The 14,209-nt window shown below is 61.9% G+C and carries 13 protein-coding genes and 2 tRNA genes; 13 read left to right on the forward strand and 2 right to left on the reverse strand.

All coding sequences use genetic code 11. The annotated features are described in order from the left end of the window. Positions 1-122 precede the first annotated feature (122 nt). The 7 genes from KUV72_RS00845 to nadA all read left to right on the forward strand — a co-directional run bounded on the left by KUV72_RS00845 (position 123) and on the right by nadA (position 6,783). A complete protein-coding gene (locus tag KUV72_RS00845; protein WP_222237122.1) occupies positions 123-1,949 on the forward strand; it encodes a DEAD/DEAH box helicase in 1,827 nt (608 codons plus the stop codon). Between the two features lie 332 nt (positions 1,950-2,281). Next, entirely contained in the window at positions 2,282-3,274 is a 993-nt protein-coding gene (locus tag KUV72_RS00850) for a segregation and condensation protein A (protein ID WP_222237451.1), read from the forward strand. Further along, on the forward strand, positions 3,271-4,185 hold the full coding sequence (scpB, locus tag KUV72_RS00855; RefSeq protein ID WP_222237123.1) for an SMC-Scp complex subunit ScpB: 915 nt from the start codon (positions 3,271-3,273) through the stop codon (positions 4,183-4,185). The genes KUV72_RS00850 and scpB overlap by 4 nt, the downstream gene beginning before the upstream one ends. Further along, positions 4,182-5,042 carry a 23S rRNA pseudouridine(2605) synthase RluB gene (rluB, locus tag KUV72_RS00860; protein ID WP_222237124.1) on the forward strand — a complete coding sequence of 287 codons (861 nt, stop codon included), beginning with the start codon at positions 4,182-4,184 and terminating at the stop codon, positions 5,040-5,042. Before scpB ends, rluB begins: the two co-directional genes overlap by 4 nt. A 150-nt stretch (positions 5,043-5,192) precedes the next feature. Beyond that, positions 5,193-5,268, forward strand: a tRNA-Lys gene (locus tag KUV72_RS00865). A 40-nt stretch (positions 5,269-5,308) separates the two neighbouring features. Next, positions 5,309-5,384, forward strand: a tRNA-Lys gene (locus KUV72_RS00870). A gap of 370 nt (positions 5,385-5,754) precedes the next feature. Next, the gene (nadA, locus tag KUV72_RS00875) at positions 5,755-6,783 is read left to right on the forward strand and encodes a quinolinate synthase NadA (protein ID WP_222237125.1); all 1,029 of its coding nucleotides are present in this window, start codon (positions 5,755-5,757) and stop codon (positions 6,781-6,783) included. Between the two features lie 83 nt (positions 6,784-6,866). Here nadA and KUV72_RS00880 read toward each other — a convergent pair whose 3' ends face one another. Continuing rightward, positions 6,867-8,378 (reverse strand): M48 family metalloprotease, encoded by a 1,512-nt coding sequence (locus KUV72_RS00880; RefSeq protein ID WP_261317276.1) that lies wholly within the window; start codon positions 8,376-8,378, stop codon positions 6,867-6,869. A 161-nt stretch (positions 8,379-8,539) separates the two neighbouring features. Here KUV72_RS00880 and KUV72_RS00885 point away from each other — a divergent pair, with 161 nt between their 5' ends. Beyond that, entirely contained in the window at positions 8,540-8,782 is a 243-nt protein-coding gene (locus KUV72_RS00885; RefSeq protein ID WP_222237126.1) for a sulfurtransferase TusA family protein, read from the forward strand. Further along, positions 8,779-9,882, forward strand: coding sequence for an AI-2E family transporter (locus KUV72_RS00890; protein WP_206940039.1), 1,104 nt, complete (start codon positions 8,779-8,781; stop codon positions 9,880-9,882). The genes KUV72_RS00885 and KUV72_RS00890 overlap by 4 nt, the downstream gene beginning before the upstream one ends. 68 nt (positions 9,883-9,950) lie before the next feature. On the opposite strand, the gene KUV72_RS00895 is transcribed toward KUV72_RS00890, so the two are convergent. After that, complete coding sequence (locus tag KUV72_RS00895) at positions 9,951-10,427, reverse strand: peroxiredoxin (RefSeq protein WP_222237127.1); 477 nt, start codon at positions 10,425-10,427, stop codon at positions 9,951-9,953. Between the two features lie 213 nt (positions 10,428-10,640). On the opposite strand from KUV72_RS00895, the gene dapA reads away from it, so the two are divergent. Genes dapA through purC form a run of 4 tightly spaced genes read left to right on the forward strand, consistent with a single transcriptional unit; the run spans position 10,641 to position 14,120 of the window. Continuing rightward, on the forward strand, positions 10,641-11,525 hold the full coding sequence (dapA, locus tag KUV72_RS00900; protein ID WP_206940035.1) for a 4-hydroxy-tetrahydrodipicolinate synthase: 885 nt from the start codon (positions 10,641-10,643) through the stop codon (positions 11,523-11,525). Positions 11,526-11,585: 60 nt separating this feature from the next. After that, on the forward strand, positions 11,586-12,551 hold the full coding sequence (locus KUV72_RS00905; RefSeq protein WP_222237128.1) for a lipoprotein-34: 966 nt from the start codon (positions 11,586-11,588) through the stop codon (positions 12,549-12,551). Further along, positions 12,551-13,351 carry an MBL fold metallo-hydrolase gene (locus KUV72_RS00910; protein ID WP_222237129.1) on the forward strand — a complete coding sequence of 267 codons (801 nt, stop codon included), beginning with the start codon at positions 12,551-12,553 and terminating at the stop codon, positions 13,349-13,351. The genes KUV72_RS00905 and KUV72_RS00910 overlap by 1 nt, the downstream gene beginning before the upstream one ends. Positions 13,352-13,406: 55 nt before the next feature. Continuing rightward, positions 13,407-14,120, forward strand: a complete 714-nt coding sequence (gene purC / locus KUV72_RS00915; RefSeq protein ID WP_206940029.1) for a phosphoribosylaminoimidazolesuccinocarboxamide synthase — start codon at positions 13,407-13,409, stop codon at positions 14,118-14,120. The last annotated feature ends 89 nt before the right edge of the window (positions 14,121-14,209 follow it).

Consider the following 14,209-nt stretch of genomic DNA (forward strand, 5'->3'; position numbering starts at 1 on the left):
TTCGATAGCGGCCTTTATCCCTTCGGCACGCACGCGCAGGCGCTCCATGCTACGAATCGAACGGGTTAAGTATCCTGCGCTAGATCAAGACATGCCGAACTCGGCAGAGGAGTGTTGCGCGAATGGCGGTAGCTGGTGCGAAATTTGACCAAATAAGCACACCGACACTGCGCCCCTATCAGCAGCAGGCCGTGGCGCAAGTGGTCAGTCACTTTCGTCGTAGCGATGACCCCGCCGTGGTGGTGCTGCCCACGGGCAGTGGCAAGTCACTGGTGATTGCTGAGTTGGCACGTCTGGCCAAGGGCCGTGTGCTGGTCCTTGCCCATGTGCGGGAACTGGTGGAACAGAACCACGCAAAGTATCTGGCCTACGGCCTGGAGGCAGATATTTTCAGCGCCGGCCTTGGCCGCAAGGAAAGTGCACGGCAGGTCGTGTTTGGCTCGGTGCAGTCGGTGGTGCGCCATCTGGATGCCGTCAGTGATGAACAGAACGCCCACGGGCCTTTTACCTTACTGGTGATCGATGAGTGTCACCGGGTGTCGCTGGAGGCCTCGTCTTCCTACCATCGGGTCATTGATCACCTGCGTCAGCGCAACGCGTCGCTCAAGGTGCTGGGCCTGACGGCGACGCCTTATCGGCTGGGGCAGGGGTTTCTCTATCATCGTCATCACCATGGCATGGTGCGGGGGGATGAAGACTGCTTCTTTCGCGACTGTGTGTTCGAACAGCCGCTGAGGCTGATGGTACGCCAGGGCTACCTGGCCAAGCCGGTCAAGATTGATGCGGCGGTGGCACGTTACGACTTTTCCCGACTGGTGCCTGGCAGCACCGGTATCTACCGCGAAGAGGACCTGAATCGTGTCGTGGCAGGTCACCGTGCGACGCCTGGCATCATCAGTGAAGTGATGGAGCGCGCTGCCGATCGTCAGGGGGTGATGCTGTTCGCGGCCAGCGTAGCCCACGCTGAGGAAATTCTGGGCTATCTGCCCGCGGCGGACGCCGCCTTGATCACCGGAGCCACCGCTGGGGACGAGCGCACCCGGATCATCGATGCGTTCAAGGCCAAACGCCTCAAGTATCTGGTCAATGTGTCGGTGCTGACCACCGGGTTTGATGCGCCCCATGTAGACCTGATTGCGATCCTGAGGCCTACGGAGTCGGTCGGTCTATACCAGCAGATCGTCGGCCGTGGGCTGCGTCTCTCACCGGGCAAGCAGGACTGCCTGATCCTGGACTATGCCGGTAACCCTTGGGACCTGTACGCGCCTGAGGTGGGGAGCCCGCGTCCAGACAGCGATAGCGAGCCGGTTCAGGTGGCGTGCCCGCAGTGCGGACATGCCAACCTTTTCTGGGGAAAGCGCGATGGCGAACTGGTGATCGAGCACTTCGGTCGGCGCTGTCAGGGGCTGGTCGATGCCCAGGGGCAGGCGTTGACGCAGGCGGAGCCAGGTGCAAGGCAGTGCGATTTCCGCTTCCGCTTCAAGACCTGCGGCGACTGCGGCGCAGAGAACGATATTGCGGCGCGACGCTGCCATGGGTGTCAGGCGTTGCTGGTGGATGCCGATGACAAGCTGCGCGACGCGCTCAAGCTGAAGGATGCCAGAGTGCTCCGAGTCTCGGGCATGCAGCTTGAGGCGACCACCAACGGTCGTGGCCTGCCTCGGCTCAAGGTCACCTATCACGACGAAGATGGCGCCAGTCTGTCGGAGTGGTTCGCGCTGGAAACGCCGGCACAGCGCAGGGCCTTTACGGCGATCTTTTTGCGTGATCACGCCCGTGCACCTGGGGTAGAACTGGCGCCGTCGACGCCGCAGCAGGTCTGCGACGATCAGCACCGGCTGAGAGCGCCGGACTTTGTGGTAGGGCGCAAGGTGGGGCGGCACTGGCAGATTCGCGAGAAATTATTCGACTACCGTGGTCGCTACCGCACCGCCGACAGCGCGCAGTAGTGCCGTAGTGTAAAAGTGCAAGAGTGCAAAAGCGCAGGCAGCGCGGAGCATGCGCTGTCGTCTGCAGCCAGGGAACGACCGTCCCTGTCGTCGTGGCTCAAGGCTATTGAGCAGACGCTTCCGGGCATCGGTCTCGGCTTAGCCAGAACGCGCAGAGCTTGATAAACTGGGCGATCGGTAACGCAGCGGTAGTTCTTTCATGTCGGTCTCACATCGGGGCCAGATCCAACGCGACCAGGTTCACGTGTGTGAGTGATTTGCCGACAACCAGCGAGAACGATGCCGGGGGGGAGGATGCTTCCTCAGCGAACACGGCGTCTGCGCCGACCCAGGTGCAGGCATTGGGCCGGCTGTTTGATGAGCCGATCACCGAATTACCCGAAGATCTCTACATTCCCCCCGAGGCGCTGCGGGTGTTTCTCGAGGCGTTCGAGGGACCGCTTGATCTGCTGCTTTATCTGATTCGCCGCCAGAATCTCGACATCTTGTCGATCAATGTCGCCGCCATTACCCATCAGTACATCGAGTATGTCGAGCTGATGAAGGCCATGGAGATCGAGCTGGCGGGCGAGTATCTGCTGATGGCGGCGATGTTGGCCGAGATCAAGTCGCGGACCCTGCTGCCGCGGCCGCCGAAGAGTGAAGACGGCGATGAAGACGAAGATCCTCGTGCCGAGCTGATTCGGCGCCTGCAGGAATACGAGCGGCTCAAGCTGGCGGCCGAAGCGTTGGCCGAGCTTCCGCGGATAGGTCGCGACTGGTTTCCGGCCCGAGCGGTACTGCCTCCGGTGGAGTCGCGGGTCATCCACCCCGAGGTGGAACTCGACGAATTGCTGGGTGCCCTGGCGGGCATCCTGCGTCGCGCCGAACTCAACCAGGCGCACCAGATCGAGAGCGAGGTGCTGTCCACCCGCGAGCGCATGCTGGCCATCATGGAGCGCCTGACCCATGAGCACTACACGCCCTTCGAAGCCTTGTTCTCGCTGGAGGAGGGCCGGGCCGGAGTGGTGGTCACCTTCATGGCGATCCTTGAGCTGGCCAAGGAAGCGATGATCGAAATTGTGCAGAATGCACCGATGTCACCGATCCACGTTCGAGCGAGACTGGCCGGCGACGAGGAAGAAGACCCCTACGAGGCGCTCGACGATGACGGCGAAAGCGCGTTCGATGTCGAGCCATTCGAGGAAGGGGGGGTGGAAGATGAGATGCTGGACGACGACATATCCGGCCAGGATAGCTTGGACGATGGGCACGGTGATGCCTACGATGAGTCTGCACCAGCCTCCACCGGAGAGGGGCTGAGCGAGGGAGACAAGCCCGCATGAGCGTGATGGAAACGCCCGATGCGCTGGACGAGATCGTCGAGGCAGCGCTGTTGGCTGCCGGTCAGCCGCTGGCGCTGGACCGGCTTGAGCAGCTGTTTGACGATCATGAGCGTCCGACCAGACGACGTCTCAAGGAAGCGCTCGAGCGTCTGACCGAGCGCCACGTCAGTGGTGCCATGGAGTTGATCGAGACCGCCTCGGGTTACCAGCTGCGGATTCGTCCGCGCTTGGCCAACTGGGTGGCGAGGCTGTGGGACGAGCGGCCCCAGCGATATTCCCGCGCCCTGCTGGAAACGCTGGCGCTGATTGCCTACCGTCAGCCGGTCACCCGCGGCGATATTGAAGAGGTGCGCGGCGTGACCGTAAGCGGTTCGATCATGCGGACGTTGCTGGACCGGGGCTGGATTCGTGTGGTGGGACACCGGGATGTACCGGGCCGTCCGGCGGTCTACGCCACCACCCGCAGCTTCCTTGATGACTTCGGCCTCAAGACGCTGGATGAACTGCCGCCGATGCATGAACTAAAGCAGTTCGAGGAATTTGATACCGAGGATGAGCCGCCTCCGCCACCTCCCGCGCTGCTTTCCCAGGCCGACGAGCCTGTGGAGGATGATCTCCAGGAGGACCTTCAGGATAACCTTCAGGAAGGCGAAGGACGGGATGAGGCAGACATCCCTCACCAGAACGCTGGGACGGCTGAGGGGGCGGCAGGCGATCAAACCGAGGCGCCCATTGAGGGCGCCGACACGACGGCCGGGATGGCCGACGAGCAGCACGCCGGGAAGGCGTCCGAGCGGGCAGGGCTGAGCTTCGCCGATCTTGAAGCCAGGCTGTCCGAACGCGCCCGGGGCCGCGTCGACGATGACACTGCCTCGGGGGTGGAACCCACAGAAAGCGAGAACGATGAATGACGACCACCAGCGAAAAACTGCAAAAGGTGCTGGCCCGTGCCGGCCTGGGATCCCGCCGCGAGATGGAGACCGCGATCTCCGATGGACGGGTCAAGGTCAATGGCACGGTGGCGACTCTGGGCGATCGGGTCGAGGCCCGCGATAGAGTCAGCTTTGATGATCGGCCGATTACCTTGCGCGCGGCCGATGAGGTGCCGCGCCGAGTGATCATGTACAACAAGCCGGAGGGTGAGCTGTGCACGCGCAAGGATCCGGAGGGGCGTCGTACCGTGTTCGACCGGTTGCCGCGTCTCAAGGGCGAGCGCTGGATTGCCATCGGGCGACTCGACATCAACACCAGCGGCTTGCTGCTGTTCACCACTGACGGCGAGCTGGCCAACCGCTTGATGCACCCTTCCACCGAGGTCGAACGCGAATACGCGGTTCGCGTCATGGGAGAGGTCAAGCGCGAGCATGTCGTGGCCATGGTCGACGGCGTGATGCTGGAAGATGGCCCGGCACGCTTCACCGACGTGCAGGAGTTCGGCGGTGAGGGCATCAATACCTGGTTCCATGTAGTGATCATGGAAGGGCGTAACCGTGAGGTCAGACGCTTGTGGGAGTCGCAAGGCCTCACCGTGAGTCGCCTCAAGCGTGTGCGCTACGGCAACATCTTCCTCGACAAGCGCGCCAAGGCCGGAGAGTGGGTGGAGCTGTCCCAGGACGAGGTGGACGATCTTGCCAGCGTGGCGGGACTTGAGTCGCGCAAGGTGCCTGAGCTGACCCCTGATGAAAAGAACCGTTGGAGCCGTGACAAGCACAAGCGCCGTCCGGTACAGACCATGAAGCGTGGTGGTAAGCCTACCCGCAAGGGCTGATGTTGGTAGCGCGAAGGCGAGCCCGGTCCTGGGCCGGGTGCAGCGTAGAGGTGCCCCACGGATATGCCCCGAGGGACAAGAAAACGCAGGTAATGAAAAAAAGGCTTGCGTCTAAAGGGGCATATCCGTAATATCTGCACCCGTTCGGAAGGGTCGTTAGCTCAGTTGGTAGAGCAGTTGGCTTTTAACCAATTGGTCGTAGGTTCGAATCCTACACGACCCACCAACCGAACCTGTGCATGGTCAGGCTGATTGCCTCCATGATTGGGTCGTTAGCTCAGTTGGTAGAGCAGTTGGCTTTTAACCAATTGGTCGTAGGTTCGAATCCTACACGACCCACCAGTTTCGCGGCCCTCGCTCTTCGGAGCGGGGGCCGTTTTTGTTGGGTATTCATGACGCTGCACGCTGGCGTAGGGCCACGGCCCGTTGCCGTCAGGCCCGCCAGACCGAGACACACCGGTGTGCTGGCGTCATTCCTTGGTCAGCTTGACGCAGCGGAACTCGGCATCCTGTGGTTGCTGGGTTAAACTGTGTAGCAGCTCGCCGTAGCGATAGACGCATGGGCGAGGGTGAGGACCCCACATGGAGGGTGCCGCCGGCCTGAAGGGCTGGCCGCTCTGACGGAGGTCCTCCTGGCGTGCCATGCAGCGGATGGCTGGTGGCACTGTCCCATCTGCAGGGGGATTCCCTGCCGGTCACAGTGGTAGACACGATGACAATCATGACTTCCCGCGCCGAGATTCGAGAGCATCTCGCGCGTCCCTACTGCCCCACCCGTATTCCCTCGGAAGACGCCGCTCGCGTCGATGAGATCAAGCGACTGCTGAAGGCCAATAATGCCGTGCTGGTCGCACACTACTATACCGATGATGCGATCCAGCAGCTTGCCGAGGAGACCGGCGGCTGCGTGGCAGACTCGCTTGAGATGGCGCGCTTTGGCGCTCGCCACGAGGCAGACACCCTGGTAGTGGCCGGCGTGCGCTTCATGGGCGAAACGGCCAAGATCCTGTCACCGGAAAAGCGCGTGCTGATGCCAACGCTGGAGGCGACCTGCTCGCTGGATGTGGGCTGCCCCGCGGACGAGTTCGCCGCTTTCTGCGACGCGCATCCAGATCGCACTGTGGTGGTCTACGCCAACACGTCGGCGGCGGTGAAGGCCCGTGCCGACTGGGTCGTCACCTCATCCATCGCGGTCGACGTGATCGAGCACCTCAAGGCCAAGGGCGAGAAGATCCTGTGGGCGCCGGACAAGCACCTGGGCGGTTACATCCAGAAGCACACGGGCGCCGACATGCTGCTCTGGGATGGCGCCTGTATCGTCCACGAAGAGTTCAAGGCCAAGGGCGTAGAGGATCTGAAGTCGGTCTATCCCGATGCCGCCGTACTGGTTCACCCGGAGTCACCGGAAGCGGTGGTCAGCCTGGCCGATGTGGCCGGCTCCACGTCGCAGCTGATCAAGGCCGCCAAGGAATTGCCCAATGACAAGCTGATCGTGGCCACCGACCGCGGCATCTTCTTCAAGATGCAGCAGGCTGTGCCCGAGAAGACACTGTTTGAAGCGCCTACTGCCGGTAATGGCGCCACCTGTCGCAGCTGCGCGCATTGTCCCTGGATGGCGATGAACGCCCTCGACAATCTGGCAGATGCATTGAGGCATGGCTCGGGTGAGATTCAGGTCAGTGATGCATTGCGGGTTCAAGCGCTCAAGCCGCTGACGCGGATGCTCGAGTTCCAGGCCTGAGATCGTCGCCGGAGAACGCTTGCCGCAAGAGACGCCCACGAGGCCCTAGATGAAGAGGGATCTCGTGGGCGTTGTCGTTGTCGCTAGCGGAATTTTTCCATCGTGCGGCGGTAGTCGAGGAAAGCGTCGCGGCGTCGCTGAATGCTGGCTCTGGCGTTAAGGTCGCCCTGACGATCCGCCACCGCTTCGGCCACCTCCAGCTGACGAATGGCGCGATCGATCTCGCCGGTCAGCTGCAGCTGTTCGGCACGCGCCAGGTGCCCCCACGCTTCGCGACCGCTGCGGCCTGCGGCTTCGGCCAACAGCCCGAAGACGGTGGGGTCTTCAGGGCGCCGTTGAGCCAGATCGAACAGCTCGCGATAGGCCGCATCGGGGTCACGCTGAAGCAGCGCTTCGCCCAGCAGTTGGCTGGTAGGGGGATATCCCGGCATCAGTCTCAGCTGGCGTTGAGCGCGTGCAATGGCATCATCCACGCGGCCGCCTTCCAGTGCGACCTGGACGGCGCTGGCCGGTAGCAGGGCGGTATCCGGGTGAGCCCTGGAGAGGCTGTCCAGCGCCGAGAGAGCCGTGTCGGTCTGACCCGAGCGGGCGTCGATCAAGGCCTGCAGGTAGCGTTGTGCATCGGCAGGTGCCTGGTCTTGACGTAGTACCGTCAGGGCTTGTCCCGGGGCGCGCTCGTGGATCGCCAGCAGCGCCCTGGCCCGGATGAGCTGGTACTGCAGGTCGTCCGGTGCGGAGCCGCTGACGCGCGTCTGGTTGACCCGTGACTGGGTATCGCTGATGCGCGACTCGGTAATCGGGTGGGTCAACAGGAATTCGGGAGGAGTGCCGCCTTGCAGGCTCATCATGCGCTGCATGGAGCGGAACATGTCCACCATCGCCTGGGGGTCGTAGCCGGCGCTGGCCATCGCCTGCAGCCCGATGCGATCGGCCTCTTCCTCATAGCGACGGGAGTAACGCAGCTGGTCCTGAATCATCGCCGCCTGGCTACCGGCCAGTGCAGCGATGCCGGCGTCGCCGGCGCCACTGGCGGCCAGGATCAAACCTGCCAGCATGGTAGCCATGGCGGGAACCTGGGTTTGTTCCGCGCGAGCCTTGCTGCGCGCGTAGTGTCGCTGGGACAGGTGTCCCAGCTCGTGGGCCAGAACCGAGGCGACCTCAGCTTCATGGGTGGCGAAGCCGAACAGGCCGCTATTGACCCCGACCACACCTCCGGGAACGGCAAAGGCATTGAGGGTCTTGTTGTCGACCAGGGTAACCGCGATATTGATCCCGCCCAGATCGCTGTAAGGCACCAGACGGCCTACCAGGGTTTCCACGTAGTGTTGGGCCAGCGGGTCCCGCCATTCCGGTACGTGGGCGCGAAACTGGCGTAGCCAGGCTCGGCCTAGGCGGGTTTCCTCACCGCTGATGGCGTTGCTGCCGGTGGACATCAGCGAGGGCAGGTCGAGCTCTCTGGGCTCATTCAGTCGAATGCCCTGGTCCAGGTACTGTGCCTGGGCGAGGGGCGCGGTCTGGGTCAGGGCCATAACGAGGATCAACCCCGCGCTGGGCAGGGGGCGAACGGTGGCGGCGAACAGCGATCGCTTGAACATCGTGATCCTCGTCGATAGCGATGAAGGGGTTGCCTTGGGACATTGATTCGGCCGGAAAAGTGCCTTTAAATCAAAGTGCCTCAAATTTGCCAGCGGGGCTGTATGCCCTTGGGGTGGCAACGCTTGGGGCGGACCAATATCGCATTCTCTCGGGAGAGATCATGGCAGTGCAACCTGACGATGTGCTAGATGCGTGCGGACTTCCCTGTCCGCTGCCGCTGCTGAAGGCGAAGCAGGCGCTTTCACGCCTGGCGCCTGGGCAGTTGCTGGAAGTCAGGGCGACCGACGCCGGCTCCTGGCGAGATTTCGAGAGCTTTGCCGAGCATAGTTCTCATGCGCTGGAAGGGCGTGAACAGCGCGACGATGTCTATGTCTATTGGCTGCGCAAGGCGGGTGACGCATGAGCCTGCGGACGGTATTCCGTAGCTGGGTAGACCACTATTTCTCGGATGAGGAAGCGGTTCTGCTGCTGGTGCTGCTGGTGGCCGGCTTTGCGGTGGTGATCTGGCTGGGCCAGATGCTGGCGCCGTTCCTCACCGCCCTGGTAGTGGCCTTTCTGTTGCAGGGCGCGGTCAACAGCCTGACGCGACGCAAGGTGCCGCATCTCGTCGCGGTAATGACCGTCTTCCTGGCCTTCGTCGGTGTGCTGCTGGCGATGGCGCTGGTGTTGCTGCCGCTGATCTGGAATCAGCTGGCGAGCCTGATACAGGAAGCACCAAGGATGTTCGCTGCCGGCCAGCAGATGCTGGATGACCTGCAGATGAGCTACCCCCAGCTGATCACTCCAGACCTGGTCCAGGACTGGATCGGGGTGCTGAGCCGTGAAGCAACGCAGTTGAGCCAGCGCGCGCTGACGCTGTCGCTGGCTTCCCTCGGCAACGTGCTGGGATTGATCATCTATCTGGTGTTGGTGCCGATTCTGGTGCTGTTCATGCTCAAGGATCGTGATCGCCTGGTGGGCTTCACGGTGTCTCTGCTGCCGGCCAAGCGTGATCTGATGACGCGGGTATGGAAGGAGATGGACTGCCAGATTGCCAACTATGTGCGGGGTAAGGCGACGGAAATTGTCATCGTCGGGACGGTGACGTTTTTCACCTTCGCCTTTTTCGGTCTGCCTTACTCAGCGCTGCTGGCGGTGCTGGTGGGTTTCTCCGTGCTGGTACCTTACATCGGCGCAGCGGTGGCGACACTGCCCGTGGCGGCCGTGGCTGGATTTCATTTCGGCCTGGGGGATCAGTTTCTGTATGTCATCGTCGCCTATGGGGTCATCCAGGCGCTGGATGGCAACGTGCTGGTGCCGGTGCTGTTTTCCGAAGCGGTCAACCTGCATCCGGTGTCGATCATTCTGGCGGTGCTGTTCTTCGGCGGCGTGTGGGGCTTCTGGGGGGTGTTCTTTGCAATCCCGCTGGCGACCCTGCTCAAGGCGCTGGTCTATGCCTGGCCACGGGGCATCAAGGAGCGCAGCATGGCCAGGCTACCGGGGAGTACCGGCACCGACGGCTGATCTCGCGCGTCGATGCCGGTCGGTCAGTGGATGCGACGGGTCGTCCCCGTCGCGGCCTGGCCCTGCTGCTAGCGCTGGGCGTTCAGTTCCTGCGCTGCTGCCAGCACTTCTTCCACATGGCCTTTCACCTTGACCTTGCGCCACTCCTTGGCCAGTCGCCCTTCAGCGTCGATTAGAAAGGTGCTGCGCTCGATACCCAGGTGTTCCTTGCCGTAAAGCTTCTTGAGCTTGATGACGTCAAATAGCTGGCAGACGGCTTCGTCCTTGTCGGAGATCAGCTCGAAGCTGAAGGACTGCTTGGCCTTGAAGTTCTCCTGGGCGCGGATGCCATCCCGAGACACGCCAACAACCAGCGTGTTGGCAGCATCAAAGTCGGCCTTGTGGTCCCGGAAGTCGCCCCCTTCGGTGGTGCAGCCGGGGGTGCTGGCCTTGGGATAGAAATAGACCACGACCTGGCGGCCACGTTGCTCGGCCAGAGAGAAGGTGGTGTCACCGGTGGCGGTGGCGCTGAAGTCGGGGACCTGTTCGCCAACAGTTACAGTCATGGGGGCTCCGAAATTGGCGTAGATGGATGTCCGATTACACGCAATGCAACACGCTATGTAAAGACGCGGCTGTACAGGGTATGGCCGCCTGAGTACCATTTGTGCTCTGGTCACGATCACGCTTCCCCGGGTCGCGACCCCCTTGGCCAACCACGCTTGCCGGAATCGCGGAAATCAGGTGTTTGGCAAGCCGACAACAGAGGAACAACGAGGATGATCACGGGCAGTATCGTCGCTCTGGCGACACCGATGAAGGCCAATGGCGATATCGACTGGGAAGTGTTGCGCAAACTGGTTAACTTTCACCTGGATAACGGTACCGATGCCATCGTGGCGGCGGGCACCACCGGTGAGCCCACGACCATGACCTTTGCCGAGCATTTCGATGTGATTCGCACGGTAGTGGAAGAGGTCAATGGCCGTATTCCCGTTATCGCTGGCACTGGCTCCAACAACACCACCGAGGCGGTGGAGCTGACCCGCTACGCCAAGGAAGTCGGTGCCGACTACTGTCTGACCGTGGCGCCTTACTACAACAAGCCGACCCAGGAAGGCTTGTACCAGCACTTCAAGGTCATCGCCGAGACCAGTGACTTGCCGGTGATCCTCTACAACGTGCCGGGCCGTACCTGCTCCGATATCTACAACGAGACGGTGCTGCGTCTGGCCGAGGTGGATAATATTATCGGCCTGAAGGACGCCACCGGTAACCTGGAGCGGGCAGAGGACCTGATCGAACGCCTCGAAGGCAGCGACTTCATGCTGTATTCCGGCGATGATGCCACGGCCTGTGACTTCATGCTGATGGGCGGCCACGGTGATATCTCGGTTACGGCCAATGTGGCACCCAAGGCCATGCACGACCTGTGTGTCGCCGCGATTGCCGGCGAGACGGAAAAAGCGCACCAGATCAACACGCGGTTGCTGCCACTGCACACCAATCTCGGCATCGAGGCCAACCCGATTCCCGTGAAGTGGGCGCTCAACCGTATGGGCATTATCGAGCCGGGGATCCGCTTGCCGCTGACCTGGCTCAGCGAGAAATACCACTCCACCATCAGCGAAGCGCTGCAGCTGGCGGGACTGATCGAGGACTGATGCTGCGGCATTCCTCTCGGTCGTGATGACGTGGACTCAATTATCAACCAAGGTGGACGCATGAATTCTGCGCTTAAAGGATTGCCGCTGGCGATGATCGCGGCACTGGCTTTGGCTGGCTGTGCCAAGGAAGGGCACTATCACGACCGCAACGAGGACTATGCTGACGCTCGGCAGGCCGCTCCTCTGACGCTGCCTGGCACCCGGGACCAGAGCCGCTACCGCGACATCATGCCGGTGCCTCAGGCGAGCGGCAGTTTCTATGCTCGCGAGGGTGACTTTGCGGCGCCCTTGCCTCAGACCTTGTCAGCCAGCACCGCGGTGGCTGCCGGTGATGTGGCGGTGCGAGAAACCGATGCAGATCGCTGGCTGGTGGTGGGTGCTGCGCCCGCGGTAGTTTGGCCAGAGCTTGAGCGCTTTGCCGAGCAGCGGGGACTCGAGGTCACGCGCAGTGATAGCGCCGCTGGGGTTATCGAGACTTCCGACGCCAGCCTGTTGCTGCGTCAGGGGCTGCGCACGGGTACCAGCGAGATTCGCTGTGATACCGCAGGGCAGCTCAACCGTCTGTGCCTGAACTCGCTGCAGCGTCATTTCGAGGCTCGCAGCGCCTCCGCCAGTATCGCGTCTGCCTCGGCCCAGCAGGCGACGGATCGTCAGAGCATCCGCTTCGAGCCCCGCGGCGACGATTGGGTGATGGTGCTGCCCTTCGATATCGACCGGGCCTATGCCGAACTGGCGTTCCAGCTCGAGAACAACTTCGATATGGAAGATCGTCGCGAACTGGTCTCTGCAGATGAAGCCAGCAAGCGGTTTGTCATCGACTACGTGACCGAAAGCGAGCGCACCCGCGGCTTCGTTGACTCGCTCATGTCCATGGACCTGACCGAGTCGATGCATCGCGTCGAGATGCGGCTGACGCCTCAGGGACAGGAGACAGTGATGGAAGCTCGGGCGGTCGATGACGAGCCTCTGTCCGGTGACGACCAGCGTGAGCTGCTGCAGCGCATGGAGGGCTTGCTGCGCTGATGGGGGAAGGATCTACCAGCGAGTCGGTGCACCGAGGCCTTCGCTTTGCCTCTCTCGGGAGCGGTAGTAAGGGCAATGCGACCTTGGTGACCGACGGCGATGCGCTTTTGTTGGTTGACTGTGGTTTTGCGCTGAAGGAAGCCGAGCGACGCCTGGCTCGGCTAGGCGTTCACCCGCGGCAGATCGACGCCGTGCTGGTTACCCATGAGCACGGTGATCATGTGCGTGGTGTGGGCCCGCTGGCGCGCCGTTACGATCTGCCGGTGCACCTGACGCCCGGCACCTGGTTATCGGGAAAGCTGGGGCGCCTGCCTCGTACCCATTGGATCACTCCCCAGTCTCGGTTTGCGGTGAAGGGGCTGGAGATCGATGCCGTCACAGTGCCTCACGATGCCAGAGAACCCGTGCAGTTTCGCATCAGCGCCAGCGATATTCGGCTGGGATTGTTGACGGATCTGGGACACCCCACCGAGCACGTCCAGAGAGCGTTTCGCGGCTGCGATGCGCTCGTTCTCGAATGTAATCATGATGTCCAGATGCTCGCAGATGGCCCCTATCCGCCCAGCCTCAAACGTCGAGTGGGCGGGCATTGGGGGCACCTGGCCAATGCCCAGGCCTCGGCACTGCTGACCACACTGGGGCTGGACCGCCTTCAGCGTATCGTCTGCTCGCATCTGTCGGAGCATAATAATCGCCCCGAACTCGCTCTGGAGGCTCTGATGCCTCTGATGAGCGGCGATGAATCTCGCCTGACCGTGGCTGCCCAGGACGACGGCCTGGATTGGCAAGCGATCCATTGATTCAGGACTTCGGTCCTTTGACTAAGAACCCTTTTGATTGCCTGTGGAGGCACCCATGGAAAAGCGCGAAGAACTCTATGCCGGTAAGGCCAAGTCCGTCTACGCCACCGATGATCCTGATCGGCTGATTTTGCACTTCCGAGATGATACTAGCGCCTTCGATGGTCGCCGCATGGAATCGCTGGAGCGCAAGGGCAAGGTCAATAACCGCTTCAATGCCTTTATCATGGCGAAGCTGGAGGAAGCGGGCATTCCCACCCACGTCGAGACACTGCTGTCGGACACCGAGTGTGTGGTCAAGAAGCTTGACATGATTCCGGTGGAGTGCGTGGTGCGCAATATCGCCGCCGGTAGCCTGGTCAAGCGACTAGGGGTGGAAGAAGGTCAGGCACTCAATCCTCCGACGTTTGAACTGTTTCTGAAGAATGACGAGCTGCATGACCCCATGGTCAACGAGTCGCTGGCGGAAAGCTTCGGCTGGGCAACCTCTGAGCAGCTGGCCGAAATGAAGGCACTGACCTTCAAGGTCAATGAGGTGCTGAAGCAGCTGTTTGCTGATGGCGGCATGCTGCTGGTGGACTACAAGCTGGAGTTCGGTGTCTTTCACGGAAAGATTGTGCTCGGAGACGAATTCTCGCCTGATGGGTGTCGCCTTTGGGACGCCGAAACACGAGAAAAGCTCGACAAGGATCGTTTTCGTCAGGGACTCGGCGGCGTCATCGAGGCCTATGAAGAAGTCGGTCGGCGTATCGGCATCGATTTCAGCTGACAGAGCGGCGCAGTCTCTCCTCTGCTCTGCTGCATCGCGCACATCGCCCGGACATTGGTCCGGGCGTTTTTTTTGTGGGTATGACTTTT

Origin of the sequence: Halomonas sp. DP4Y7-1, from assembly GCF_019800705.1 — a bacterium.
Classification (GTDB): Bacteria; Pseudomonadota; Gammaproteobacteria; order Pseudomonadales; family Halomonadaceae; genus Halomonas; species Halomonas litopenaei_A.

What these genes read in the sequence shown, in the direction of transcription:
- scpB (WP_222237123.1), top strand. Translation starts at nt 3,271, where the DNA reads ATGAGCGTGATGGAAACGCCCGATGCGCTGGACGAGATCGTCGAGGCA.
- KUV72_RS00910 (WP_222237129.1), top strand. Translation starts at nt 12,551, where the DNA reads ATGGGGGAAGGATCTACCAGCGAGTCGGTGCACCGAGGCCTTCGCTTT.
- KUV72_RS00905 (WP_222237128.1), top strand. Translation starts at nt 11,586, where the DNA reads ATGAATTCTGCGCTTAAAGGATTGCCGCTGGCGATGATCGCGGCACTG.
- KUV72_RS00885 (WP_222237126.1), top strand. Translation starts at nt 8,540, where the DNA reads ATGGCAGTGCAACCTGACGATGTGCTAGATGCGTGCGGACTTCCCTGT.
- KUV72_RS00880 (WP_261317276.1), bottom strand. Translation starts at nt 8,378, where the DNA reads ATGTTCAAGCGATCGCTGTTCGCCGCCACCGTTCGCCCCCTGCCCAGC.
- nadA (WP_222237125.1), top strand. Translation starts at nt 5,755, where the DNA reads ATGACAATCATGACTTCCCGCGCCGAGATTCGAGAGCATCTCGCGCGT.
- dapA (WP_206940035.1), top strand. Translation starts at nt 10,641, where the DNA reads ATGATCACGGGCAGTATCGTCGCTCTGGCGACACCGATGAAGGCCAAT.
- KUV72_RS00895 (WP_222237127.1), bottom strand. Translation starts at nt 10,427, where the DNA reads ATGACTGTAACTGTTGGCGAACAGGTCCCCGACTTCAGCGCCACCGCC.
- rluB (WP_222237124.1), top strand. Translation starts at nt 4,182, where the DNA reads ATGACGACCACCAGCGAAAAACTGCAAAAGGTGCTGGCCCGTGCCGGC.
- purC (WP_206940029.1), top strand. Translation starts at nt 13,407, where the DNA reads ATGGAAAAGCGCGAAGAACTCTATGCCGGTAAGGCCAAGTCCGTCTAC.
- KUV72_RS00845 (WP_222237122.1), top strand. Translation starts at nt 123, where the DNA reads ATGGCGGTAGCTGGTGCGAAATTTGACCAAATAAGCACACCGACACTG.
- KUV72_RS00890 (WP_206940039.1), top strand. Translation starts at nt 8,779, where the DNA reads ATGAGCCTGCGGACGGTATTCCGTAGCTGGGTAGACCACTATTTCTCG.